Origin of the sequence: Acinetobacter sp. KB005 (assembly GCF_049949095.1) — a bacterium.
GTDB lineage: Bacteria > Pseudomonadota > Gammaproteobacteria > Pseudomonadales > Moraxellaceae > Acinetobacter > Acinetobacter calcoaceticus.
In genome coordinates this window covers 1272655-1299017 of the sequence record NZ_CP188191.1, presented here as the reverse complement: position 1 = coordinate 1299017, position 26363 = coordinate 1272655, and the positions used below count along the sequence as shown (strand labels likewise).

The 26363-nt window shown below is 40.9% G+C and carries 24 protein-coding genes, 2 tRNA genes, 1 pseudogene and 1 riboswitch; of the genes and pseudogenes, 11 read left to right on the top strand and 16 right to left on the bottom strand.

The features are described from left to right. Nucleotides 1-59: 59 nt before the first annotated feature. Both ACPF64_RS06360 and ACPF64_RS06355 read right to left on the bottom strand, forming a co-directional pair. On the bottom strand, nt 60-734 hold the full coding sequence (locus ACPF64_RS06360) for an HAD-IA family hydrolase (RefSeq protein WP_426455845.1): 675 nt from the start codon (nt 732-734) through the stop codon (nt 60-62). Then, nucleotides 731-1663, bottom strand: coding sequence for an RluA family pseudouridine synthase (locus tag ACPF64_RS06355; protein WP_005037068.1), 933 nt, complete (start codon nt 1661-1663; stop codon nt 731-733). The genes ACPF64_RS06360 and ACPF64_RS06355 overlap by 4 nt, the downstream gene beginning before the upstream one ends. A 721-nt stretch (nt 1664-2384) precedes the next feature. Here ACPF64_RS06355 and ACPF64_RS06350 point away from each other — a divergent pair. The 4 genes from ACPF64_RS06350 to ACPF64_RS06335 all read left to right on the top strand — a co-directional run bounded on the left by ACPF64_RS06350 (nt 2385) and on the right by ACPF64_RS06335 (nt 8055). Further along, on the top strand, nt 2385-5729 hold the full coding sequence (locus tag ACPF64_RS06350) for an Rne/Rng family ribonuclease (protein ID WP_426455844.1): 3345 nt from the start codon (nt 2385-2387) through the stop codon (nt 5727-5729). Between the two features lie 191 nt (nt 5730-5920). Next, nucleotides 5921-7762, top strand: coding sequence for a long-chain-acyl-CoA synthetase (locus ACPF64_RS06345; RefSeq protein ID WP_426455843.1), 1842 nt, complete (start codon nt 5921-5923; stop codon nt 7760-7762). Between the two features lie 120 nt (nt 7763-7882). Then, a tRNA-Lys gene (locus tag ACPF64_RS06340) sits at nt 7883-7958 on the top strand. 21 nt (nt 7959-7979) lie between these two features. Then, nucleotides 7980-8055: transfer RNA gene (locus ACPF64_RS06335), tRNA-Lys, on the top strand. Nucleotides 8056-8118: 63 nt separating this feature from the next. On the opposite strand, the gene ACPF64_RS06330 is transcribed toward ACPF64_RS06335, so the two are convergent. Beyond that, entirely contained in the window at nt 8119-9015 is an 897-nt protein-coding gene (locus tag ACPF64_RS06330) for a LysR family transcriptional regulator (RefSeq protein WP_426455842.1), read from the bottom strand. A 112-nt stretch (nt 9016-9127) separates the two neighbouring features. Between ACPF64_RS06330 and ACPF64_RS06325 the strand changes: the two genes are divergently transcribed. After that, nucleotides 9128-9883 (top strand): SDR family oxidoreductase, encoded by a 756-nt coding sequence (locus ACPF64_RS06325; RefSeq protein ID WP_426455841.1) that lies wholly within the window; start codon nt 9128-9130, stop codon nt 9881-9883. A gap of 45 nt (nt 9884-9928) precedes the next feature. On the opposite strand, the gene hemW is transcribed toward ACPF64_RS06325, so the two are convergent. Next, nucleotides 9929-11083 (bottom strand): radical SAM family heme chaperone HemW, encoded by a 1155-nt coding sequence (hemW, locus tag ACPF64_RS06320; RefSeq protein ID WP_426455840.1) that lies wholly within the window; start codon nt 11081-11083, stop codon nt 9929-9931. 116 nt (nt 11084-11199) lie between these two features. Here hemW and ACPF64_RS06315 point away from each other — a divergent pair, with 116 nt between their 5' ends. Beyond that, nucleotides 11200-11661: a DMT family transporter gene (locus ACPF64_RS06315; RefSeq protein WP_426455839.1), complete on the top strand. Its 462-nt coding sequence runs from the start codon at nt 11200-11202 to the stop codon at nt 11659-11661. Between the two features lie 32 nt (nt 11662-11693). After that, complete coding sequence (gene abeM / locus ACPF64_RS06310; protein WP_426455838.1) at nt 11694-13055, top strand: multidrug efflux MATE transporter AbeM; 1362 nt, start codon at nt 11694-11696, stop codon at nt 13053-13055. Between the two features lie 18 nt (nt 13056-13073). Here abeM and ACPF64_RS06305 read toward each other — a convergent pair whose 3' ends face one another. Beyond that, a complete protein-coding gene (locus ACPF64_RS06305; protein ID WP_003654675.1) occupies nt 13074-14324 on the bottom strand; it encodes an acyl-CoA dehydrogenase family protein in 1251 nt (416 codons plus the stop codon). A 32-nt stretch (nt 14325-14356) separates the two neighbouring features. After that, entirely contained in the window at nt 14357-15604 is a 1248-nt protein-coding gene (locus tag ACPF64_RS06300; RefSeq protein ID WP_198079083.1) for an SfnB family sulfur acquisition oxidoreductase, read from the bottom strand. 256 nt (nt 15605-15860) lie between these two features. Here ACPF64_RS06300 and ACPF64_RS06295 point away from each other — a divergent pair, with 256 nt between their 5' ends. The 3 genes from ACPF64_RS06295 to ACPF64_RS06285 all read left to right on the top strand — a co-directional run bounded on the left by ACPF64_RS06295 (nt 15861) and on the right by ACPF64_RS06285 (nt 18097). Next, entirely contained in the window at nt 15861-17159 is a 1299-nt protein-coding gene (locus ACPF64_RS06295) for an ABC1 kinase family protein (RefSeq protein ID WP_426455837.1), read from the top strand. 99 nt (nt 17160-17258) lie between these two features. After that, nucleotides 17259-17513 carry a type B 50S ribosomal protein L31 gene (locus ACPF64_RS06290; protein WP_003654672.1) on the top strand — a complete coding sequence of 85 codons (255 nt, stop codon included), beginning with the start codon at nt 17259-17261 and terminating at the stop codon, nt 17511-17513. A 251-nt stretch (nt 17514-17764) separates the two neighbouring features. Then, nucleotides 17765-18097, top strand: coding sequence for a HopJ type III effector protein (locus tag ACPF64_RS06285; RefSeq protein WP_426455836.1), 333 nt, complete (start codon nt 17765-17767; stop codon nt 18095-18097). 158 nt (nt 18098-18255) lie between these two features. On the opposite strand, the pseudogene ACPF64_RS06280 reads toward ACPF64_RS06285, so the two are convergent. From ACPF64_RS06280 to ACPF64_RS06260, 5 genes and pseudogenes are all read right to left on the bottom strand, one after another. Next, nucleotides 18256-18351 (bottom strand): annotated as a pseudogene (locus tag ACPF64_RS06280) (hypothetical protein); the annotation flags it as partial. Between the two features lie 221 nt (nt 18352-18572). Next, nucleotides 18573-18953: a fluoride efflux transporter CrcB gene (gene crcB, locus ACPF64_RS06275; RefSeq protein WP_003654670.1), complete on the bottom strand. Its 381-nt coding sequence runs from the start codon at nt 18951-18953 to the stop codon at nt 18573-18575. A gap of 124 nt (nt 18954-19077) precedes the next feature. Continuing rightward, nucleotides 19078-19144: riboswitch (Fluoride riboswitch) on the bottom strand. A gap of 45 nt (nt 19145-19189) precedes the next feature. Beyond that, the gene (locus ACPF64_RS06270; protein WP_004640936.1) at nt 19190-19600 is read right to left on the bottom strand and encodes a GFA family protein; all 411 of its coding nucleotides are present in this window, start codon (nt 19598-19600) and stop codon (nt 19190-19192) included. Between the two features lie 78 nt (nt 19601-19678). After that, entirely contained in the window at nt 19679-20884 is a 1206-nt protein-coding gene (locus ACPF64_RS06265) for a TIGR03862 family flavoprotein (RefSeq protein WP_426455835.1), read from the bottom strand. Beyond that, on the bottom strand, nt 20874-21512 hold the full coding sequence (locus tag ACPF64_RS06260) for an SAM-dependent methyltransferase (RefSeq protein WP_080595440.1): 639 nt from the start codon (nt 21510-21512) through the stop codon (nt 20874-20876). The genes ACPF64_RS06265 and ACPF64_RS06260 overlap by 11 nt, the downstream gene beginning before the upstream one ends. Nucleotides 21513-21599: 87 nt before the next feature. Between ACPF64_RS06260 and ACPF64_RS06255 the strand changes: the two genes are divergently transcribed. Next, the gene (locus ACPF64_RS06255) at nt 21600-21794 is read left to right on the top strand and encodes a DNA gyrase inhibitor YacG (protein ID WP_003654666.1); all 195 of its coding nucleotides are present in this window, start codon (nt 21600-21602) and stop codon (nt 21792-21794) included. On the opposite strand, the gene ACPF64_RS06250 is transcribed toward ACPF64_RS06255, so the two are convergent. The 5 genes from ACPF64_RS06250 to ACPF64_RS06230 form a co-directional block, all read right to left on the bottom strand. Next, on the bottom strand, nt 21791-22435 hold the full coding sequence (locus tag ACPF64_RS06250) for an MBL fold metallo-hydrolase (RefSeq protein WP_426455834.1): 645 nt from the start codon (nt 22433-22435) through the stop codon (nt 21791-21793). The genes ACPF64_RS06255 and ACPF64_RS06250 overlap by 4 nt on opposite strands. A gap of 23 nt (nt 22436-22458) precedes the next feature. Continuing rightward, nucleotides 22459-23475: a ferrochelatase gene (gene hemH / locus ACPF64_RS06245; protein WP_426455833.1), complete on the bottom strand. Its 1017-nt coding sequence runs from the start codon at nt 23473-23475 to the stop codon at nt 22459-22461. 73 nt (nt 23476-23548) lie between these two features. After that, nucleotides 23549-24553 carry a DUF4062 domain-containing protein gene (locus ACPF64_RS06240; RefSeq protein ID WP_426455832.1) on the bottom strand — a complete coding sequence of 335 codons (1005 nt, stop codon included), beginning with the start codon at nt 24551-24553 and terminating at the stop codon, nt 23549-23551. 113 nt (nt 24554-24666) lie between these two features. Then, nucleotides 24667-25533: a glutamate racemase gene (murI, locus tag ACPF64_RS06235; RefSeq protein WP_426455831.1), complete on the bottom strand. Its 867-nt coding sequence runs from the start codon at nt 25531-25533 to the stop codon at nt 24667-24669. Nucleotides 25534-25579: 46 nt separating this feature from the next. After that, nucleotides 25580-26191, bottom strand: a complete 612-nt coding sequence (locus ACPF64_RS06230) for a DUF1285 domain-containing protein (RefSeq protein ID WP_004640922.1) — start codon at nt 26189-26191, stop codon at nt 25580-25582. Nucleotides 26192-26363: the final 172 nt, after the last annotated feature.

Below are 26363 nucleotides of genomic sequence, written 5' to 3'. Positions count from 1 at the left end.
TTCTTATTGTTTTTTAAATTCAAATAAGGGGGAATAAATCCCCCTCGTACCGCTTTAAATTACACTAAATCTATAGCAGGTAACTGAGCATAACCGTTTAGGAAGCGATGAAGCTCTTGAACATCATTAGCAATCGTTAAAGGCTTAAATTGCTGTAGCACTTCAATCGAATGAACTCCATAACCAACACCAATTCGTGGCATGTTTAAACGCTGGGCCATCTCAAGGTCATAGCTACTATCACCAATCATTACCGCACGCTCAACACTCACCCCAGTGACTGTTAATATTTCTTGCAACATGAGCGGATCTGGCTTCGATCGAGTTTCATTGGCTGCCCGAGTCACATCAAAAAGATGAGTACTTTGTGTTTTTGCTATTACACGATCTAACCCACGACGGTTTTTACCCGTTGCGACTGCAAGTTTTAAACCTTGAGCTTTTAAGTCATGTAAGAGTTCAGCAACACCATCGAACCATGCATCATTTGTAGAGTTCGCAATATAGTGATCGCCATATGCTTTTAGAATTGAATCATGTAACTCAAGTGCTTCTGGGAATAAGGTTTGCATGACTTCAGGCAAGCCTAAACCAATAATGCTTTTTGCTGCTTCATCGGTTAAAGACAATTCATGCTGCTCTGCGGCATGTTGCAAGCTCGCAACAATCTGTCCAACAGAGTTATATAAAGTCCCATCCCAGTCAAAAATAACTAATTCGGTTTTTAGACTCATTTTGCCACTCTCAAAGCCTTTAATAACTGGGTCATGTCTTCTGGTAACGGTGCTTCAATCGGTGGATAACCCGGAATATCTAAACGCATCGCATGTAAGCATAGACGACGTGCTTCAGGGCCAGTGTACGCTGTAGTGTGCCCATATTTATCATCGCCAATCAACGGGTGTCCAATGCTTAAACCATGCACACGGATCTGATGAGTACGACCTGACAAAGGTGACGCATGGATTAATGTTGCATTTTTAAAGCGCTCTGCTACAACCCATTCGGTTTTACTTGGTTTACCATCTTTAGTCACACGTACACGACGCTCGCCATTTGCCAACTCATATCGCAATAAAGGCGCATCAATCAGTTGTTTATCTAGGCTCACTTGACCTTTAACAATCGCAGCATAGGTCTTACGAATTTTGTGCTCACGCAACATATCTTGTAGTAGTTTTAAAGTGCTACGTTTTTTACTAATCATGACCAGACCTGAAGTATCACGGTCAATACGATGAATAAGTTCTAAATATTTTTTGCCAGTCGCTGCGCGTAATGCCTCAATCAAACCATATGCCACACCACTGCCACCATGGACAGCAATACCTGAAGGCTTATTAACAACTAATAGACCTTCATCTTCATAGACGATACGGCTTAACAAGCTTTGTGCTACATTGTCACTGACAGGAGCGGTTGTTTCATCTTTTTGTTCATAACGAATTGGAGCAACACGAATCTGATCACCAATCTCAAGTTTAGTCTCAGCTTTAACACGTTTTTTATTTACTCGAACCTGACTTTCACGAATCAAACGATAAATACGACTTTTAGGTACACCTTTTAAACGCGAAAACAGGAAATTATCAATTCGCTGTCCTGCTTGATGTTCATCCACCTCAAACCAAGTGACACTTTGCCATTGCTGTGTAGAATTCATACTAATATTTAAACCTGAAATTTTGCTAAATTTGATTAATAAATGACCATTTAGCTTAGTTTTTTCACAAGAAATCTAAGCTTAGCCCATAGGCAGATGCTGCAAGGTTTGATATAGTCAGCGCACGGATACCGCCGTAAGTGAACATCTAATAGGGAATTTCCCTGATTGAAACCTCAATCAAAATGATGCTTTCACCATCAGCTCGGATAGGTCCTAAAGAATTATGCCGACGCCGAAGGCTTATTATATCGGCAAAATGACAAACTGTTGCGTTTAATTCAGTTTGTTCAAAAAAATATGTTACCAACTCTAGTTGGTTATGGAACGTAAACTGATACACATCAGACAAATCGCTCCTTAATGTTGCCTTCAGGCTAAAGCGTTGATGCATTGGAACTGCCGAAAGCACCGATACGATGAACATTCCGTATCAAACTTCTAAAAAGAAGTCACTTCGCGCACAATGACAGTGAAAGTCATTAACCAATGTACCGCTCACCCGCCAGTGAAGCACTAAGGATGTCCGATTTAAAGGTTGAAGCAGTATTGCCTACATCACAGACGAGAATCGAAGTTCAGGCTAAATGTAGCCGGTAACAGATGACTCAGACCACAAATATTTTGAGATCTGGGAAATGATCCGTCATGTTCGATGTTCGTTCAGAACCTTTAAGTTTGTGCGATATGTTTGTGTGGGTCACTATTAGGTGTCACACCCATGAAACGTATGTTGATTAATGCAACTCACGCAGAAGAAGTCCGCGTTGCACTTATCACTGGTAATCGTCTTTACGATTTTGATTTAGAAAATCGTACCCGAGAACAGAAAAAATCCAATATCTATAAAGGCCATGTAACCCGCGTAGAACCTTCTTTAGAAGCTGTGTTTGTTGAATATGGCGCAGGTCGTCAAGGCTTCTTGTCTATGCGTGAAATTGCGAACAGCTATTTCCAAGCAGACCCGCGACAAACTTCAAACATTCGTGAACTCATCACTGAAGGTACTGAATTACTTGTTCAGGTTGAAAAAGAAGAACGTGGTAACAAAGGCGCTGCCCTTTCTACATTCATTTCACTCGCAGGACGTTATTTGGTTCTTATGCCAAACAACCCGAAAGGCGGTGGTATTAGCCGTCAAATTTCAGGTTCTGTACGTGAAGAATTAAAAGAAATTTTAGCTTCTTTAAATTTACCTCGCGGCATGAGTGTTATTGTGCGTACAGCAGGTATTGGCCGTACTCAAGAAGAATTACAGTTAGATTTACAGCATTTGCTTGACCTCTGGGCACAAATCCAAGGCACTGCAAGTTCTGGTCCGTCTCCAATGCTTGTTCACCAAGAAGCTGGCGTAGTTACTCGTGCTATCCGCGACTACTTACGTGATGACGTTGCAGAAATTTTAATTGATAGCGAACAAGCCTATAACGAAGCTTATAACTTTGTTAAAGCAGTAATGCCTCGTCAATTAGACAAACTTAAAACTTATACTTTAAACGAGCCATTGTTTGCTCATTTTGGTATTGAAAGCCAAATTCAAACTGCTTACGAGCGTGAAGTAAAACTTCCTTCTGGTGGTTCAATCGTAATTGACCAGACCGAAGCTTTAGTTTCAATCGATATTAACTCTGCGAAATCGACTCGTGGACATGACGTTGAAGAAACTGCGCTTAATACAAACCTAGAAGCAGCAGAAGAAATTGCTCGCCAACTTCGTCTTCGTGACATTGGCGGTTTAGTTGTGATCGACTTTATTGACATGACTAAAGAACGCAACCAACGCATGGTTGAAGCAAAACTTCGTGAAGCAACACAAAGCGATCGTGCACGTATCCAGTTTGGCCAATTATCTCGTTTTGGCTTAATGGAAATGAGCCGTCAACGCTTACGTCCATCACTTGAAGAAGCAACTGGATATGTTTGCCCACGTTGTCATGGCACAGGTATGGTCCGTGACTTACGCTCACTTTCGCTTTCAATTATGCGTAAAGTAGAAGAAATTGCACTTCGTGAACGTCATGGTGAAGTACAAGTAGAAGTTCCTGTTGAAATTGCAGCGTTCTTACTCAATGAAAAACGCCATAGCCTTGTTTATTTAGAACAAACTTCTAGTGTTCGTGTGACTATTTTACCTCACCCACACTTAGAAACACCTCATTATGAAATTCAGTACAATCCAGATGGATTTGCACCATCTAGCTACGAACGTACTGAAGCAACTCGTTCAAGCGAGAAAGAGTTAGGTTATGAATCTTCTGAATGGCATTTAGAAGAAGCGGATCATGGCCATGCTCATGCAGCTCCTGCTGCAAACAACACAGCCGGTCAAAAGAAAGTAAATCAACCAGCTCAACCTTCTGCTGCTCAACCAAGCACTCAAAAAGCAGCGAGCCCTTGTGCATGGTTAGAGAACCTTTTTGTTCAAAAACAAGCTAAAACTGTTGACCAATCTCGTTCGGCACAGAACGCTGCTGCGTCAATTGAACAAATGGTGAATACTGGCGCTGTAAGCCGTGGCCAGTTTGGACAAGTCGTAGTACCAGCAGTTGCTGAAGTTGTTTCGGCGCCATCTAACAATGCTTATATTTCGCAATCTCCTGCTAAACAGGAAGTTCGTGAGAATGTTGAAAAAGACGAGAAAGTACAACAACGTCCAAACAACAAAAAACGTAAGCACAAAGAGCAACGTGAACAACATCACCATACTCAAGAGCCTCAACAACAGCAGCAACAACCACAACAGGTTCATGAAGAAGTTGTACAGTTATCACGTCAAGAACAACGTGAGTTAAAACGTCAACAAAAACGTCCGCACTCTGATCAGCCACATCCACAACATCAAAATGATGGACAACAAACTGAAAATGCCGTGCCGCGTCGTGACCGTAATAATCAACAACGTCCGAACCGTCCAAATCGCCACCGCGATCCAAGCGTATTAAATGAAAATCAAAATGCGCCGGCACCAGTAGTTGTTGATGAGAAACAAATTAAGGTTGATTTGATTGATGCTCCAAAGCATGAAGTCATGAATACAGCCTTAGTGATCAATGTTGATCAGGCACAAAGCGAAATTATCGCTTTAACTCCTGAGCAGCCTGTTAAACGTACTGAAACAGCACCTGTTGTTGAAGTCGTTCAAGAGTCGGCTCCAGCACCTGTTGCTGTTGTAGAAGAGACGGTAACTGCTGAAGCAGAGGAAACTACTCCTCCTCCAGCACACAACAAGAATCAACCGCAAATTCAACGTGCGAGTAATGATCCTCGCATGCGTCGCCGTGAACAACGCAACGCAAAACGTGCTAAAGCTGCGGTACCGTCTATTGCCCCATCGCAAATTCCAACTTTGGCGCAATACACAATTGGTAGCTTGATTCGTCATGTTTATGGTGAAGACTGCACAGTATTGATTGAACAGTTTGGTTTAGTTCCAACGTTTAATCGTGCATTGCTAAAATTTGCAGAACAGTACGCAAGTACTCTAGTAACAGAAGTCGCGTCTGATGCTGAAGACAAGAAGCCTGTTACTCGTGATGCAGAGCTTCCAAGCAACAAACCGTCACAAGAAGCAGAGCCTGCGCCTGTACTTGCATTAACGCCACAAAAAGAGTCGACACCACGTGTTGCTAATGATCCACGTGAGCGTCGTCGTTTAGCAAAACTTGCTGCTGAACAAGCTTTTGAGCAAGTTAAACAACAACACTCTGCACCAGAAGAAGCTGCTCCTGTAGCTCCGGTTGTTGAAGAAACTGTTGTTGCTCCTGTAGCTGAAACGCAAGCACCTGTTGAGTCAAAACAACAACCGCTTGAGCTTGATCAGGTGGCTGAAGTAGCGCAAAGTGAAACAAACGCAGAAGAAGCGCCAGCGGCAACTGTGGTTGAAGCTCCGGCTGTGAAACAACCGAGAGCAAAAGCCAAAGCAGCCACTGAACAAGCTGTAGCACCAGTAGAAGCTAATGCAGAGGTTGAATCAGAAGATTCTAAGGCAGATCTGGACAAACCAAATCGCCCTCCTCGTCGTCCTCGTGGTCGTCCACCAAAGAAAGCAAATCCTGTAGCTGAGTAAATCATTTGCTCAATTGCAGCTAATTTAAACAAACCTAGTCATTTCGATGACTAGGTTTTTTTTGTTATTTTTAACCAATTAGGTTGATTGCACTAGAAGAAAAGTTTTAAAAGCATGGTGAACCATGAAAAATACTGTACTTTTGCCAACGCAACCTTTTTTGGATTGATCGAAAAATAAATAGGATTGATATGAGCCAGACAACACAGACCGATATCATTACGCTTGGTGATGTTGCAACAAGACTTCCTAGCTTCATCCCCAAAGTACCCCATATCCTGAATGGTCTTAAACAGGCTTACTTAAGAACAGCAAATACACCAACGGGATTAGGTGTAGCTTTTGAAAAAGCTGTTAAGCGAAATCCGCAAGGTATTGCATTATTATTTGAAGATCAAAGTTATTCTTATGAAGCTTTAAATGAATGGGCTAACCAGATTTCTCACTATTATCTATCTCTCGGGGCGCGTAAAGGTGACGTGATTGCCGTAATGGTTGAGAACCGTTCTGAGCTTATTGCCACGATTGTAGGTTTAGCTAAAATCGGAGTAACTATTGCGCTGGTTAACACTTCACAAGTCGGTAAAGTGCTCTCTCATAGCATTAACCTTGTAAAGCCAATTGCTTTAATTGCTGGGGAAGAAGTTCGAACTGCAATTGATGAAATCCGTCAGGACCTAAATGTTCCTAAAGATCGTTTCCATTGGTTTGCAGATCAAGCTACACGTCAAGATCAGGGAACAGCGCCTCAAGGTTATGCCAATCTTGCAAAAGAAATTGATCAGTTTCCAAAATTTAATCCATCAACCACAAATTCTGTTCATGGAAATGATGGTCTATTTTATATTTACACATCTGGCACAACAGGTTTACCAAAAGCTGTTGTTTTCAAACATAGTCGCTGGACGCTGGCATATGGCACCTATGGGCACATTTTGAACCTTGGTCCAGATGATGTGATGTATGTAACCTTACCGCTTTACCATGCAACAGGTGTGGTTGTGTGTTGGTGTGGGGTGATTGCAGGAAGTTCTACCCTTGCAATTCGACGTAAATATTCAACCAGTGCGTTCTGGAAAGATGTTCAGAAATTTAATGCCTCTGCAATTGGATATGTTGGAGAGCTTTGCCGCTATTTAATGGATGCCCCTACTACAGAAATTGACCGTGCTCACCGTGTAACCAAAATGATCGGTAATGGCATGCGTCCAAACATCTGGGATAAGTTCAAACAACGCTTTGGTGTCCAAGAGGTTCTTGAGCTTTATGCATCAAGTGAGGGTAATGTCGGGTTTAGTAATATTTTTAACTTTGACAACACAGTCGGCTTCTCTCCTATGCCATACGCGGTCATTCAGTTTGATAAAGAAAAGAATGAGCCTGTACGCGATAAAAATGGCTGGTGTAAAAAAGTTAAAGCAGGTGAAGTTGGTTTGCTTGTAGGCAAAATTACCAGTCGCTTTCCTTTCGATGGCTATACCGATCCTGAAAAGAATAAATCTGTGATTATGCAAGATATCTTTAAAAAAGGTGATTCATATTTCAATACAGGCGATCTTGTCCGTAACATTGGTTTCCGTCATGCTCAATTTGTTGACCGCTTAGGAGATACCTTCCGCTGGAAAGGCGAAAATGTATCTACGACTGAAGTTGAGAACATGGTTTGTGAATATGACAAGATCGCTGAAGCGGTGGTCTATGGCGTAGAAATTCCAAATACCAATGGTCGTGCTGGTATGGCAGCAATCACACTTGCTGATGGTGCTGAGTTAAATGAGTCTGATTTAACAGAAATGGTAACGATATTTAAAAAATGCCTACCGGCTTACGCAGTACCCGTGTTTTTACGTGTGCAGGCTAAAGTTGAAACAACAGGTACTTTTAAATATCAAAAGAATAAATTGAAGGAAGATTCGTTTAATCCAGACAAAACTTCTGAACGTTTACTCGCTTTATTACCTGGTGCGAACAGTTATTGTGACGTCACAACTGAAATTTTTGACAATATTCAGGCATATAAATACCGTTTTTAGTTCATTTTTTAGCTAAACAAGAGGAAATCGTGCTTTTTATAGGCAATCATGCAAATGTTTTTGATTTACCTCTTGTGTTAGTTGAATAACTTGCTAAAATACGCGACATCAAAACGATACGGGTCGTTAGCTCAGTTGGTAGAGCAGCGGACTTTTAATCCGTTGGTCCCGCGTTCGAGTCGCGGACGACCCACCACTTATCTGTTTTGACCTATTTGGGTCGTTAGCTCAGCTGGTAGAGCAGCGGACTTTTAATCCGTTGGTCCCGCGTTCGAATCGCGGACGACCCACCAAATTCTAAAAAGCCTCTCAGTTCGAGAGGCTTTTTTTATTGTTATCGTATTTTAGTTTCATGACTAAAAGATGACGATGCATCTCTTATATAGAACATCTTTAACCCATTCCATAAAAATTTCTAACCGTTTAGGAATATAACTTCGATTCGGATATAAAATATTAAGTGGCAAAGATTGAGCCGTATGTGCACTTAACACTTCAACCAGAGTTCCTTGCTCAATTTTATCCTGAACATCATAGTAAGGTAGTTGAATAATTCCTAAACCGGCACAAGCTGCTGCAATATAAGCTTCTGTATTATTCACACTCAACGCACTGTCCATCATCACTGTTCCATCTTGATATAAAAATACGCCTTGTTTTTCCCCTACCGCTCCTGCGTAGTTAATAAGTTTGTGTTGAGATAGATCTTCTAATTGTTCAGGAATACCATAATGTTCCAGATAATCGGGACTTGCACAGTTCACCATAATCAAGTTGCCAACGAACTTCGCGATCAAACTACTATTGTCTAGCTGCCCCACCCGAACAACACAATCAATTCCTTTCTCGATCAAGTCAGTGATGTCATCAGAGCTATTCAGTTGTAAATGGATATCTGGATAGCGGCTATAAAAATCGGGAAGTTCTGGAATAATGACTTGATGCACGATTCGGCTGGGCATTGAAATTTTTAGTGTGCCCCGGTAATGCTGCTTTTGCGCCTGTATAAGTTGTTCGAGCTGTTCATAGTCAAATAATAGATTTTGACATTCGGGCAATATCCTTTGACCATCTTGTGTAAGGCTTACTTTACGGGTGGTGCGATGAAATAGCCGAACACCATAGTGAGTTTCCAACTGTTGAATAGCACTGGTCACTGTCGAGCGAGGTAAATCGAGCTGATTTGCCACTTCACTAAAGCTTTGTCGTTTAGCGACTTCCGTAAAAATAAAAAACTGCTGCAACCGATCCATTTAATTGTTCGTATTTTCTGAATAGTTAAACCAAACTAGCATAATTGATCAAAAATTATCGCCAATCTAGACTAAAAACACATTAGAACAAGTCATCATAGGAACAATCATCATGGTAACTCATACGCTTAAAGATAAAGTTGTACTGATTACAGGCGGTGCAAAAAACTTAGGTGGACTCATTAGCCGTAAATTTGCAGAACAAGGTGCAAAAATCGCAATTCACTACAATAGTTCGGAAACTCAAGCTGATGCAGAGCAGACGCTCGCAGATGTAACAGCTTTAGGCGTAGATGCCGTTTTAATTCAGGCAGACTTAACGCATATTGATAATATCGAAAAGCTCTTCTTAGACACCAAACAGCATTTTGGTGGAATTGATATTGCTATTAATACGGTTGGTAAGGTTTTGAAAAAATCCTTCTTGGAAACCACAGAACAAGAGTTTGATAGTATGAGCGATATCAACTCAAAAATTGCCTATTTCTTTATTCAATCGGCTGGTCGGCATTTAAATGACGGCGGAAAAATCTGCTCAATCGTTACTTCGCTTCTTGCAGCTTACACTGGGCTGTACTCAACCTATGAAGGCTTAAAAGCGCCTGTTGAGCATTACACCCGCGCTGCATCAAAAGAATTTGGAGACCGTCAGATTTCTGTGACTGCTGTTGCGCCTGGACCTATGGATACACCGTTCTTTTATGGTCAGGAATCTGCCGAAGCAGTCGCTTACCATAAATCGGCTTCAGCTTTAGGTGGTCTTACCAAAATTGAAGATATTGAGCCATTAGTTCGCTTTTTGGTGACCGATGGTTGGTGGATTACTGGTCAAACTATTTTTGCAAATGGTGGTTATACCACTCGCTAAAATAAAAAAAGCCGCATCTGATGACGCGGCTTTTGCTTTGCTTCATTATAAAAATTCTTCAAGCACTGAGTTTAAGAAAATATGGCCTTGCTCAGTACAAGCTAAATGAGAAACATCATCTACCAGTAGTTTTCTAGCTCTTAGCGACGTTAGCACATCATTTAGGCCATCCAAGCTTAAACCTGTACGCTGTTCATATAACTCAGCTTTGACACCATCATTTAAACGCAAAGCATTCATCATAAACTCAAATGGTAGCTCTTCTGCCTCAATCTTTTTCATTTGCAAATGTTCAGCTGGAACCTTGGCTAAATAGTCTTTTGGCAAACGAGTCTTTTGGAAACGGTACACACCATCTGGTCGTGTAACTTTGCCATGTGCACCTGCACCAATCGCAAGATAATCGCCAAATTCCCAATAATTTAAGTTGTGTGTTGAAGGCAGCTCTTTACGCCATGCCGAAACTTCATAGTTTATAAAACCATTTGCCTTAAGATATGCCTCACCCTGCTCTTGAATGTCTTCTAGCATTTCATCCTGCGGTAGAACAGGTTGGGTACGAAAGAAAACGGTATTAGGTTCAATGGTGAGTTGATACCAACTAATATGTGTTGCGCCACTTTCTACAGCTAACTGTAGATCGTAAAGCGCCTGTTCTAGCGTTTGCTCAGGTAAACCATGCATTAAGTCTACATTCACTCGCTTAAAGCCAGCCTGTTTTGCTTGTTGAATCGCTTCAATTGCATTATTTGCAGAATGAATACGTCCAAGCTTTTGCAAATGATTGGTATCAAAGCTCTGGACTCCAATAGACAAGCGGTTAATGCCTGCCTCTAAATATCCTGAAAACGGGTCATGCTCTACCGTTCCTGGATTTGCCTCTAAGGTAATTTCACAGCCATCTTCAAACTTAAGCAATGATTTAAGCTCTGCAAATAGCCACACATAACCCTGTGCCGAAATGAGTGAAGGTGTCCCACCACCAATAAATACACTGTGAATCGAACGCCCCTGTGCCATCTCGAGTTGGGTTTCAAAATCGGCTACCAACGCTTTTAAATAGGTTTGCTCGAGTTCTGAAGAAAGTGCTCCGTCTGGTACGGCATGCGAGTTAAAGTCACAATATGGACATTTACGCACACACCAAGGCATGTGGATATATAAAGATAAAGGGATAGAAGCAGGGTTTAATACAGCCAAGGAACAGGTCCAATTTACACAATATTTCTATTTTAACATGACTGCATCAATGGGCTTATGAAAACATACCTTAATTGCTTTAGACTGTTTTTAAACATACTTAAATACTGATAAAAATGATGAAATTCTCTAGCCAATTTTTCCTATTTTTGCCCTTAGCTCTGGGAATCGGCATTGCCATGGCTTTTCAAACTGCCATCAATACCCAACTCAGAGAACAGTTGCACACCCCTTTACAAGCAGCCCTCTTATCCTTTTTAGTAGGAACTATTGTTTTAGCAATCATGGTTTTCTTTCAAAGTGCCGAGAAGCCAACTTTAAGTGAAATATCAAATATTCCATGGATTCTATGGACTGGGGGATTCCTTGGGGTTTATGCAATTAGCATGAGCATTTATACTGCACCTAAACTTGGTTTTTTAACCTTTTCAGGTTTAGTCATTTTTGGGCAATTGCTCATTTCAATGTTGCTTGACCATTTTGGTTGGTTGGGCACAGAAAAGACACCTGTTACATTGCAACGGTTTCTTGGTGGAGTCATCATCTTTGTCGGTGTGCTACTCACTTTGCAGCGTTAGCTTCATTTTTATATTTAAAAAGAGTACCTTTTGTGTCGAATGTCACATCTTTTCGGTCTGAACTAAAACAACTCTTCCACTTAATGCTACCGATTTTAATTACCCAGTTTGCTCAAGCAGGATTCGGGTTAATTGACACTATTATGGCTGGGCATTTATCTGCAACCGATTTAGCAGCAATTGCTGTAGGGGTCGGTTTATGGGTTCCAATCATGCTCCTGTTCAGCGGCATTATGATTGCAACTACACCCTTGGTAGCCGAAGCAAAAGGCGCAAGAAATACAGAGCAGATTCCTGTCGTTGTTCGTCAGTCATTGTGGGTTGCCGTCATTTTAGGTGTACTGGCAATGCTCATTTTGCAGCTTATGCCATTTTTCTTGCATGTGTTCGGTGTACCAGAGAGCTTACGACCTAAAGCAAGTCTATTCTTGCATGCAATTGGTTTAGGTATGCCAGCTGTGACCATGTACGCAGCGCTACGTGGCTATTCAGAAGCATTAGGCCATCCACGCCCTGTCACAGCTATTAGCATGTTAGCTTTAGTTGTATTAATCCCTCTTAACATGATTTTTATGCATGGATTAGGACCAATACCTGCATTAGGTAGCGCAGGCTGTGGTTTTGCAACATCCATTTTACAGTGGCTAATGCTGATTACTTTAGCTGGCTATATTTATAAAGCCTCAGCTTATCGAAACACGTCTATTTTTGGCCGATTTGATAAAATTAATATGGCTTGGGTTAAAAGAATTTTACAGCTTGGTCTACCAATCGGTTTAGCTGTGTTCTTTGAGATTAGTATTTTTAGTACAGGTGCATTGGTCCTTAGCCCACTTGGTGAAGTGTTTATTGCTGCGCACCAAGTCGCAATTTCCGTTACCTCTGTGCTGTTTATGATTCCGCTTTCACTAGCCATTGCCTTAACCATCCGTGTTGGTACTTATTATGGTGAAAAGAACTGGGCTGCAATGTATCAGGTACAAAAGATTGGTCTGAGCACAGCAATATTTTTTGCCATATTAACCATGACTTTTATTGCTCTAGGCCGTGAACAAATTATCTCGATTTATACTCAAGACTTAACCGTAGCTCCTGTTGCGATGTATTTACTCTGGTTTGCAATGGCATATCAGTTGATGGATGCGTTACAAGTAAGTGCCGCAGGCTGTTTAAGAGGTATGCAAGATACTCAAGCGCCGATGTGGATTACGCTCATGGCATATTGGGTGATTGCTTTTCCAATTGGTCTTTATTTAGCTCGCTATACCCATTGGGGCGTAGCTGGTGTGTGGCTAGGCTTAATTATTGGTTTAAGCATTGCCTGTGTCTTATTACTTTCGCGGTTGTACATCAACACCAAACGCTTAGCCAAACCTAATAAAAAGAGCCGATAAAATATCGGCTCTTTTACACTATGCAGATTTTGCCCGTGGGCTTGCTCCAATTTGCCAGACAAAAGGTAAGTCCGTACGGTTCACTTCCCAATCACCAATCACTTTTTCTTTATAGATAAGTGGATTATGTGAAGACACTGTTCGCGCATTACGCCAGAAGCGGTCGAGTTGCTTGACCTGGCTACTTGCTGATGCGCCTAAAGCATTAAATAATTGGCTGGTTAAATCCAGTACCAAGTTAGAAATCACCACCTGCCCTTGTGCGGACTCAAGCTCAGCATCTACATTAAACTGATGCTCTTTCACCTCTAACTCACTAAAGTGACTTTCATAAGCCTTTTGTAATGCCTCCGCCGTTTTTAAGGTAATTGCCTGACTTGCGTAGGCTTGAGCAGAAGCTTTACCCACCACTTGTAAAACTTGTGGATCGTGTCGAACCAGATCACCATTACCATGACTAAAAATACGTTTTCGCTCACGTATTTCTTGACTAAAAGTTTCTACAGCTGCCTGCGCAATCCCAGTTAAGGTTGCAAGGTGTACGACCTGATAAAAAGCAGTTTGATATTTAAAACGCTGATCAAATGGAATGAGGTGTGAAGCTGGCAAATGAACCTGATGTACTTTTAAGGTGCCACTGCCCGTTGTTTTTTGACCAAAACCATCCCAATCATCAATCACACTTACCCCTGTTTCATGGCGATAAATAGCAGCAATTACATGGCGGTCATTCACTTCATCATAAGCAAATAGGTCTATCCAGTCTGCAAAGATACTTCCAGTTGAATAGTACTTTTCACCATTCACCACCAAGTTGCCCGAAGCATCTTTGGTAACTCGTGTAACGACGTCACCTATCTGTACATTTCCAACTTCGGTCCATGCGTTCCCGACCAAATCACCTTGTACAAAACGCTGAAACCAAACCTCCTGCGAATGCTCTTTATGGGCAACTAAACGGTCTTCAACAAAAGCGAAGTGTCCACGCAAAGCTTGCACAATATTCGAGTCTGCTTGCGCCAATTCTGCTAAAAGCTGGAAAAGTTGCGGTAATGACACCCCATCTCCACCATATTTAACAGGTACACGTACCGCACCTAATTTCAGTTCTTTTAACCACTGAATCGGTTCAAAAGGTAAGATTCGTTCTTTTTCTCGTTGAATTGCACCTTGAGCAATTTTTTCAAAAACTGGACGAAATCTGCTTGCTACCTTTTCATAATCAGCGCCTACAGACAGTTCTTCTAATTCAATTTGAGTAATCGTCATCTTTATTCTCCTAATCTTATTTTTTCTTCAATTTAGCTCCATGCATGACGAGGCGGATGGACACCATTGAGGTAATAATTACCGACAATGTGATATTTCCAGCGCACCGGATCATGCAAGGTATGGGTACGTGCATTACGCCAATGGCGATCCAGATTAAGCTCAGACAAAGTGGAGCGCGTTCCCGACAATTCAAAAAGCTTATTGGCAGCTAAAATTGCAACTTCTGTGGTGAGTACTTTTGCTTCGGCAACCAGTAAGGTGGCTTGGTTTACATGTTCTTCAGTCGTGTCGGCAATTGCCTGATCAATCGCATCTCCTGCCAAATCCAATACGGCTTCTGCTGCACGCAGTTTTATTTTTAAATCGCCAATGTTTGCAATCGTGTAAGGATCATCACTGGCTTTTTCCAAACCTGAGTCGACCCATGCGCGGCTATGATTTTTGACATAGTGAATTGTTTCTTCAATGGCACCACGTGCAATACCTGCATCGACAGCAGCTTGAATAAACTGTGAAATTGCTCCCGCTGGTGTTGGTCGCTCGAAAGCTTGATAAATCGGAACTAAGTATTCTTCACGTACTGGAACCTGATTAAGTTCAACAGTACCACTGGCTGTAGTTCGTTGCCCAAAACCAGACCAGTCATTAATAATATTCACCCCTGACGTTTCCCGAGGGACTAGTGCTGCATAAGGCTGCCCCTGTTCATTCACCGCGACAATCGGAATCCAATGTGCAAGTAATGCGCCTGTTGCAAAGAACTTCTTGCCATTAATTTCATAACCGTGCTCGGTCTTTCTCAATGTTGTAGTGAGGTCAGCAACCGTTTTGCTATGTTTTTCCGAAAAGGCATTTCCAAAACGAATGCCTCTCAACACTAAATTAAAGAAGAACTGTTGTTGTTCTGGGCCTGCATCAAGACGTAAATGTTCAATAAAAGCCAAATGATTTTGAGGAAGCTGCGCAAGCGATGGATCAACACTCGCAATGGTTTTTATGACCTCAGCCAAGGTTCGATATCTGACTTGTGCACCACCAAACTGCTTAGGAACTGTAATGGCCCATAAGCCACTTTGTGAGAACTGTTGAATTTCATCTAAGGGTAAACGGCGCTCTCTGTCTCGCTCGGATGCCTCTTGTGCAAACTCTTGGGCAAGTTGTTTTGCAATCTGGATTGCCTCTTCATCAGAACGAATAATATGTGCATCTTTTGACTGCTCAAATACAGATAAAGGAACCGCTTGAGATCGTCCATGGGCCGAATTTAAACTTGTCATCGCTTTTGTTATCTCTATATTTATTTAACCTGTCATTCACATTAGCACTAAAAAAATAGAGACTATATAGATATTAAAGCTTTGTTTATGAAATGGATTTTCACAAGCTTTTCATATTTTTTACTATAAAAATAACATTTTGTTTTTCGAAAATTTTCTTACATGAGATAAACAATTTCGTATAGGCTTTTTAAGCTTTGTCACCTATGATCAAAACTAGGTAATATTATGTTGTAGTCAATGAGGTATCGAAGATATGGCAAAGAATGCAAGTTCACCAGGCAAACGTTTTATGAAACTTGCAGGAATGACCGCGAGCATTGCAACGAAAACCGTTTCTAACTCGATTCGAAACTTGACCGCAGATGAAGAGCAAAAGCTGGCTTCAAAAACCAAATTATTTCAGGATATTGGTTTGCAAATTGCCGACACCTTAGGAGAAATGAAAGGTGCCGTCATGAAAGTCGGGCAAATTGCTTCGCAATATAAAGATATCTTCCCACCAGAAGTCGCTAAAGCAATTTCAAAGTTACAACGCCAAGCCCCAGCCATGCCTTTTGCAGCGATTCAACAGCAAATTGAACGAGAGCTTGGAAAACCGCTTAATGTGGCTTTTAAATCTTTTGATAGTGAACCTTTTGCTGCTGCATCGATTGGGCAAGTTCACAAAGCTACTCTGCCTAGTGGCGAACAAGTCGTGGTTAAAGTGCAATATCCGGGTGTTGATGAAGCCTGTGAAAGTGACTTAAAACAAGTACGTTTAGCCCTTCGCTTAATGGGCGTACTTAAAATTGATAAAAAGTTGCAGGATCAGCTTTTTGCAGAAATTCAGGATAGCCTTTCAGCAGAACTCAATTATGAAATAGAAGCTCAAAATCTTGAGGTCTTTAAAACATTTCATAGTCAGTTAGATGACAAAATTATCATTCCAACTGTTTATAAAGATTACTCTTCAAGACGTATTTTGACCCTAAGCCTCGAACAAGGTGACAGCATTGAAACTGCAAGTTCTTGGCCGCTCGAAATTCGAAATACAATTGGAAACCGCCTAATCCGTGCTTTAGGTCAGGAAATGTTCTTTTTAAAACGTTTTCACTGTGACCCTCACCCTGGAAATTTCGCTTTCCGCCAAGACGGTAGTGTAATTATTTATGACTATGGCAGTGTTAAAACACTTTCAAATGAAATCGTTCAGCACTTCAAGCGTTTAGTGAATGCAGCTCGCCATGAAAATATTGATCTGATTGAAACAGAGCTACTCGAACTACACTCCCTTGCTGAAAAAGGCAAGTTCCCAAATGATCTGTATAAGCTATGGATTGAAGTGTTATTACGCCCGCTTAATACCACTTATGATTTTGCCGAGAACTCATCACATCATGATGGCATGTTACTTGTGAAAAAATCTTTGAAGTATTGGGATGTCTTTAAACCTTCACCAGATACGCTGATGGTCAATAGAACAATTTCAGGACATTACTGGAACCTGATTCACTTAAAAGTACATGACAATCTCAGTGATTTATTTGAAGAACTGGTCCCGCCATCTAGCTAATTAAATTTTAAGTCAGTGTGACCTTTAGGGGGTACATTGACTTTTTAATTGTTATGTTATAACATTTCTTTAATCAAAAATAATTTAGGACAATCTCTCATGCGTAAAGATATTCATCCTGCTTATCAACAAGTGTTATTTCATGATACCAATGCAGATGTGTACTTCTTAATTGGCAGTACTCTCCAGACGAAACAAACTAAAGAATATCAAGGTCAAGTCTATCCTTATGTCACCCTTGATATTTCAAGTGCATCACACCCTTTCTATACAGGTGAAGTACGTCAAGCAAGTAACGAAGGCCGTGTTGCAAGCTTTAATAAACGTTTCGCTCGCTTTAATCGTAAGAGTTAATCTTACGTTAAGGTTTGATCAATACACTTAAATCATTGGAAGCCTAAGACTATCTCCTCCACTTAGGCTTCTTTTTTTATGTCCGTTTTTTCGATCTTTTTATGTTGTGTATAAAAGAGAACTTATCCACAACTTATGTAAAAAATATTCTTATTTTTTCCACAACTCATCAATTTTTTGTATTCGCCAAGCTTTCAAAGCTTCTATTCGATGCTATGCTTAAACCCTCATTTGATAGGAAGTTTAAGATAATGGCACAAGAGTTACTTGCCCAATTACAAGCAGGCACAGCAAAATTTTCAGACGTTTTAGCTCATATTGAAGCACGCTACCAACATACTCCAACAGCTTTTCAAAATGGCGCACAGCATAACGCTGCTACTGAAAATCAAGGCAGTGCAAAAGTTTTCTCTTTTGCCAAATTACAAGATTTAGACCAAGCACAAACTTTAAGTTTATTTGCAGAACACTATGCATCTGTATTGGCTACCCCAGAGGGAACTGACCATCAAAATATTCGTCAGTTTATGCAAAATGGTTGGGATGGTGTGAAGTTTGAAGGTCAGGCTTTAGCTGTAAAATAATAAGCTTTAGGAGCTAATGCCTCAAATCATAGGATTGTCACAACAGAGTCTTTTCAGTTAGATTTTATACCTAGATTAGCCTTCGGCTCGACCTACTTTTCTTTTGGGAAAAGTAGGCAAAACCATTTTCATCAACAGAACCTGTTATCTGTTTGCACTTATCCAATATTTTGCAAAAACAATATATCTCTGATTTCAGTCAGGCTGTTGATGACTTTAACGCGTATCAAATCAAAGAATAAATCAGATAATTTTCTTTTTAAAATTTAAATAATAATTAGTCATTTACTATCGTGACAAGCGGCAAGGATGCCGCTGTTTCGCTGTGCTATAAGGATGTAGCATCAGCGAAACAAAAGATTTTTGCTTACTTTTGATCTTTCAAAAGTAAGGTATGCCTATACAAATGGTGTTGGAGAATATTGTAAAACAGAGGCCGTGCCATATATATATCGTGCCTTAAACATCTGAATAATCAGTTTCCAGCTACCCAATAATAAGTCGCCAACCCCAAACACGTAAAAATTAACGACCCAATTAAATGAATAGAAATCCCCAGCATCGCCATTCCCAATTTACCACTTTGCAACAAAGTGACAATCTCAATCGAGAATGTTGAAAAGGTGGTTAAAGCACCACAGAAACCAGTAATCACAAAAAGTTTATAATTCGGACTTAAGTCACTATGAGCAAAGTAAGCAATCGCAAAACCAATAATAAACCCACCCACTAAATTAACAGTGACGGTACCTAGTGGAATTTGAGGATAGATCGGATTAAGTTTTAAGCCTAGAAACCAACGTAACCACGCCCCTAGAACGGAACCTAGAGCAATTGAAAGTAGAGAGTAATACATAAGACGACCCCTTTAGATAGACGCTAAAAGAGTAAAAAAACATGAAGGTAAATGTGACATGGCGTACTCCAAAAATAAGCAAAGTACGCAATAACCTACGTACCCAGCGATATAAATACATGAGGGTAACGTAGGCATCATTAGCCAATACGGCGGTTTTTCAAGGGAAGAATGCCATCTCCCTATTTTGATTATATTAGTCCATCTAAAAGTTGATTGAAATATACTTTTTTAAATCATGGACGTTCAGCATACTGCGGCAAATCATCCAGAATACAATCCCACTCTGCTTTTGAAGCAGCAAAAAGATGTAATGTCGGTTTTTGATCTAATAGTGTATCAAGAGTACCAATTCTTAAACGATAGAGTTCGGGCTGTCCATCACGCGAGCTAATCAAAGGTGAACCACATTCACTACAGAACCAACGATACACACCTTCCACAGCAAATTTTTTGACTAATTCTTCACCTTGGGTAATTTTAAAATCTGCACTTTTAACAGGAGCATTCGTGGCAAATGCTGTTCCATTGGCTTTTCGGCATCGTTGGCAGTGGCACTGAATAATATCTCCGATATCGCCCTTAATTTCATAGCGAATACCTTGGCATAAACAACTTCCCTGATAGACTGGTGATGCTTGAGACATGTGATCGCAACTCCTATTATTATTGATCGCTCAAAAATAACACTTTTCACCTATCAAACATAGCGCCAAATGAAGCACTTATCGCTCCAAGAATGAATGCGCGCCCTGTCCCGCAGCTCGTCCTGTGGCAAAGCATGCTGTAAGCAAATAACCACCTGTAGGTGCATCCCAATCCAGCATTTCACCGCAGCAAAACACCCCTGATATTTCTTTGAGATTTAAACTTTCGGACAGTGCTTCTTGCTTAATGCCTCCTGCACAACTAATCGCTTCTTCGATAGGTCTAAAGCCCTCTAACTTGATTTGAAGCGCTTTGATTTGCTGAGCCATGGCATCTGGTTGGTTCCATAGCGCTTTATCAACGACTTCTCGGATTAAGCTAATTTTGGCTGTGTCTAAGCCTGCTTTACGCCAGATATTGGTTAGAGATTGTTTCTTACCACCCTGTAATTTTTTAATTAACTGTGACAACTCTACATCAGGCAATAAATCTAAAAATAGGTTTAAGCTTTGTCCTTGTTTTTGCTGTTCTCGTAAGGCACGTCCGAGTTTATAAATAACCCCACTTTCTAAACCATAGTGAGTAATTACAATATCGCCATGTGTAATTTGGCTAGGATCGACCCATGCATGGACGCGTTTTAAGGGCTCGCCAAAACAACTTTCCATAAAAGTAGACCAAACATGCAACACCCCTGCATTGCTTGGCTGAAAAGGCTCAATACTAGATTGATGAATCCATTGCTGCCATGCACCATCACTACCTAATTGTGACCACGACACAGCCCCACATGCCAATACCACCGCATCATATTGATGGGTAAAAGTTTCAGTGTTTTGATTAGTCTGATTTTGCAAAGTCACTGTTGTACCTTGCAAATCAATACAACGATGACGATAAAAGAATTTAACTTGCTGCTCTGCCAAGCGTTTTAGCCAAGCACGCAGTAAAGGTGCTGCTTTCATTTCGACCGGAAAAATACGACCAGAGCTGCCCACATAAGACTCAATTCCAAGACTTTTCATCCAGTCTTGAATCCAGACGGCATCCCACTTTTCAATCCAAGGTTTTAGCCATTCTGGACGGTCGTAACGCTCAATAAATTGTACTAGTGGTTCAGCGTGTGAGATATTTAACCCTGTTTTACCTGCCATAAGAAACTTACGCGCAGCAGATGGTTTTTGTTCATATACATCAATGTCATAAGCATATTGGCTTAATACTTCAGCAGCCATAAGACCTGCTGGGCCTGCCCCAATAATAGCAACCCGCTTATTCGCCATGTGTTTGCCCTTGCAGCGGCGCAAAATCATCAAAACGTGTGCTGTAGCCTTCAGGCTTGGTCATAATGAGTTGCTGACAAAGCTCTCCACGCTCTAAATACTTAATTTCGAAATGAGTACGTGCAGAGGTTTGAGCAATTTTTTCTTTTTGATAAGGCAGCTTCCACACATGAATTAACTGCTGTTCTGCTTCTTCAATATATTCAGGAATATTACTTGCCAATGTAATGGTTCCACCTGTTTGCAGGCGTGAGATTAAGAACTCAAAAAATGGCATATTCAACCAGCGCTGTGCCGGATTATGTGGTTCTGGATTTGGATAGAGTATAAAGAAATGTTCAACTTGAGCAGGGTGTAGAGCGTGTACAACCCAAGGTAAAGCATCTGCATGTACAGGTACCAAATTATCTCTTGGTTCCAAACCATGCTGTTTTTGCATTGCCAAGAATTTTTCTCGGGTTCGTTCAATTGCATATAACGTATGCTGTGGCTGTTGGCCGCTAAAGAGCAAAGCATGTTTACCCTTGCCAGCACCAATTTCAACACAAATCGGTGTATTTTCAATTGGGGTAAAATCACGAGGCGCTTGCATACGTTGTGCTTGAAATTGACGAATCGGCATAATCACATCAAACTAAATAAAAATCGGCATAAGTCTAACAACTCACCTGACTTTTGCCTAATCTATTTCTCTTCACTTTGAGGATATCGCTATATGCCACGTACATTTCCCTGCCCACGTTGTGGTGGACCAAGTGTTTGGGAAGGTAATGAGTTTCGTCCGTTTTGCTCAGAACGCTGTAAATTAATTGATTTAGGCGCTTGGGCAAACGATGAATATAAATTGCCTACCCAAGATGCTCCTCAGCAAAACAAGGGTAGTCAAAATGAAGATGATTATGAGGATTAACCTGCTTTACCAGCGACAAACGGGTTAAATTGCTTTTCATAGCCAATGGTACTCATCGGACCATGTCCAGAAATAAACTGAGTATCATCTGGCAAACTAAAACATTCACGTTTAATCGATTCAATTAACTGCTCATGATTGCCTCGCGGGAAGTCTGTTCGTCCAATCGAACCTTTAAACAGAACATCGCCCGTCCAAAGTAAGCCATGATTTTTATTATAGAAAACAACATGTCCTGGTGTATGCCCCGGTGCAAAGCGCACCTCAAACTCATCTTCACCCAGTTTTAGCACTTCGCCACCTTCAAGCCATTGATCGACTTTAACAGGCTGCGGAATTGGGAAGCCATACCGTGCTGATACTTCCTGAATCATGTCTAACCAGAACTGATCTTCTTTATGTGGACCAATAACTGGAACGCTCCATTCTTTAGCAAGCTCACCCACCGCTCCAGCATGATCTAAATGCCCATGAGTTAGCCACAGGGCCTTCACTTTTAGACCTAAAGCTTCAACTTCTTTTTTCAAAACAGCAGCGTCACCACCAGCATCAATCAAAACCGCTTCTTTCGTTTCACTGTCCCAAATGATGGAACAATTTTGGGCAAATGCAGTAACTGGAACAATTTTGACTTGCAGCATAAAAACCTCTGGCTAAAACACAATTAACGGTGGGCTAAGGTATAAGTAAGGGCATCAAGATTAGCCTGAACTAAACCTGCAAGCAAATCAATATGAGCCTGATCGCTATTTAAAGCTGGAATATAAGCATAGCTTCCACCGCCTGCTTGTTGAAATAGTTCAGCATTTTGAATCGCTAACTCTTCAAGCGTTTCTAGACAATCGGCAGAAAAAGCTGGGCTTAATACCTGAACGGACTTAACACCTTGCTTTGCCCAATCTTGTAATAGCTGGTCGGTATAAGGTTTCACCCATTCTTGTTTCCCAAAACGTGACTGGAAGCTAATCGCCCATTCATCATCTTTTAAATGTAAAGCTTCAGCGACTAACTTTGCTGTGATGCGACAACGGTCTGCATAAGGGTCACCTTTGTCTGCATATGGCTGTGGAATTCCATGAAATGACATCAATAGTTTTTCAGGTTTGCCATGCTGCTCTTGGTAGGCTAAAACGCTTTCTGCCAATGCCTGAATAAACATTGGATGCTGATAATAGTCTTTAATAATCGTCAGCCCCGGCAAATTCCGCTGTTTAGGAATCCATTTGGCAAATGCATCGTATAACGGCGCTGTAGATGTTGCGGAATACTGAGGAAACAAAGGTAATAAAATGACATGTTCTTGCGGGTTAGCCGTCAATTTTTCTAAAACTGCATCAATCCCCGGATTTCCATAGGTCATTGCGGGTAAAACAGTTAAATCAAACTGTTTATTTTCCTGCTGTAGATAAGCCTGCACACGTTTGGTTTGTTCAAACACAATTTCACGCATTGGTGAATCTGCGGACCATACCGAGGCATAGGCATGCGCCACTCTTTTCGGGCGAAAAGGCAAAACAAACAGATTTAAAATTATCCACCAGATCAGTTTCGGTATTTCAATCACGCGTGAATCAGATAAAAACTGTTTTAAAAAACGGCGCACCGCAGGCACAGTCGCCTCATCTGGTGTGCCTAAATTCGCTAAAATGACAGTAACTTTCGGTTTTTGTTCAAACGACATGTGTAAATGCCTTTCAGTTCATCTTATGACACTAATGTAACAGTTTTCATTGTCATATATAAATTGAATCGCTCTAAGCTTTTAATCGAACGCCCCGATGATTCCATTTATAGCTCAACAATATCTTTTGAGCTTTAGTGGTTAGTTTCCATAAGCCATACGATTGTTCAGTTTGAGTTGGAACAATCCAGCCTTGCGATTGCATTTGATTTTTAATTCGGAATAGTGCCTTGTGATTAATCTGTGCACAGGCAACCGCATGCGCACGAGGCAATTCCTGACGAGCATCTTCTAAGCCAGCCTGGTTTAAATATTCATTCAGACAAATTCCAAAATTCTCTTCTGGCACCGCTGTTTCAAAGCGCTTTGCCAGCACGCTTAACAACTGAGACCACGTCATTTGCCGCTGTCGTTTAAGCTCTTTAAAGTTGCCATCCTGAAATGCTCGAATCTGATATTCAAATGCAAAAATATCTTGCGGTGCAACTTCATTTAACTGTGTAGATGGCTCGGTTACTCGCTGTTCTAACTGTAAAATTTTACTTTTTAATAGCTTAATTTCATCTTCTAACTGCTGAGCTTGATGTGCAGGAACCCAGCCTTTTCCCCCATACTGCTCAATCATTAAAGGGATATTCAAACGAACAGCCAACTCCAGTTCACGTGGAGTTTTAAAGTAAAAAATATGCTCTGCTTCGTGTAATAATTTTTTTCTAAATGCGAGAAATTTATCTTTAAGTTGTGAATGTGTTTCTTGTAAATCTATTTCACGGTTTTCTGGCTGTTCATGCATGAAAACAATAATCGGTTTCGCCTGACTTAACGCATATTCATACTCTAAAGACAGATAACTCACACCAGAAATCGCTTGTTCTCCATACTGACTTCCTAGAAGTAGGATTACATAATCACATTCATCAATCTGTCGACGTGCAAGTGTAGTGGTTAAAGGTGTTCGATGCTCTAATCCCCAAGCAAAGAAACCCATCCCCACCAAGGTTTGAGACAAAACCATTCGCTCTGGCTGCATATCGCGGCCAGACGTTGAAATAAAAATCTGATAGCGTGTATCGAGCATAACAATACCCTTTCGCCCCATGACCTGTACGTGACTTAATATCAGCCAAGATCATGAACCGCCCCAAATAAAATAATAAATCTAAAAACACTACTTTCTAAACGATAAAAAAACTAGTTCAGATTATGAAGTGTCCAAGTTAACTCTTGTGGAATCATATGTTGTAAAACAGGTTGCAGTGCCTCAGCATTATTTCCGCTGACATAACATTCAATACGTGCAACATTCTGACCTATTTGGTCACATAATAACGCATTTTTTATTAAAATACGGGCTGTTTGTCGGGCTACTGCTAATCCCGAATCAATCAGTGTGAATTGGTTATCAAAAAGATGATGAATTGCTTCATTTAAGAAAGGATAATGAGTACAACCGAGCACTAAATAGTCTGCACCTTGCTCTGCGGCAGGCTGTAAAACCTCTTTTAATGCGTTTAAACAAGCCTCCCCCATTTGCTGTCCCGCTTCCACACAAGGAACAAGTTCGAGGTTGGTTAAAGTCATCACTTTAACACCTGCTGGAACAGCAAACTTTTCAACAACATCTTTAATGAGTTGTCCACGAAAAGTAGCAGGAGTCGCCAACACGGCAACCACTTTAGAACGTGTTTGCAATACGGCAGGTTTTAATGCTGGAACTAACCCAACAATTGGAAAGTGTTCACCATAATGCTCGCGTAAATGGTCAAGACTAAATGCTGAGGCGGTATTACAGGCTACAACCGCAATTTTGCAACCCTGACGGTATAACCAATCGACAGCACGAGCTGTGAGCTCTCTAATTTCGTCATCGGAACGTGGGCCATAAGGAACGTAGGCAGTATCGGCATAATACACAATACGTTCGTTTGGCAAATATCTGGCAATTTCTGCTGCAACTGACATTCCTCCAATTCCCGAATCAAAAATACCAATTGGAGCATCAGCAGATGCGTTAGGCATAGGTTCTAGATCGGTAAATAGAGGTTGTATGGCTGTCATGGCTGTACTGAAGTGTCGGAAATTTTCACTTCCTAAAGCTTAAACCTCAAGTGCCTAATTGCAAGAGCAAATTACCACTTTTTAACTCTAAAATGGTTTCACCATTCTCTTTTTCAATGAGTGTTCCATAGTTCACTAAATGATAAAAAGACTGACGTTGAATAAGGGCGTTAATTCCAAAACGCACATGCACATAAGGACGCAATTCCCCGTCATATTCACGCATAAAAATTGGATGTTCAGCATCAACCAAAATCACATCTTGATTCGTCGTGGTCAGTTGTAAAAATTGATCACCTGAAATTTCAACTTGATCTACCTGATTGACTAATAAAGGTTCATCTTCGACCTCAATTTCAATTTGTTCTACGGGGGTTTTCAGGTAGAATTTACCCTCTTCTTTCCATAGGACTTTGGTAAATAGATCTAATAGGGCTTGGCGCTTAATCAATTGACCTTCGTGCCACCATTCTCCATTGGCTTTAACCGTCAAATCCATTTTGCCGCAATGCTTTGGATGCCACTGCTCTAAAGGTGGAATTGACCTTTTGTGACTTTGCTGTACACCTTTTAAGTATTGTGCAATGTTCATTAAGTTTTTATCATCAGATAACGGTATTTTTCCCATATCCGATGGGGAATTATTTTGATTTACCATAGTTTATGCCTTGCTGACGAAAAAATATGACGACTCAGCCAATTGGCTAGATCATGGTTTAAAACTATACTAGCCAAAACGATAAAAGGCACAATAGCATATTTGCGCCTATGGATTAAAACACTCACGGCAGCACCGAATTTCTGAATATGACGGTTGCCACCTTTAAGTA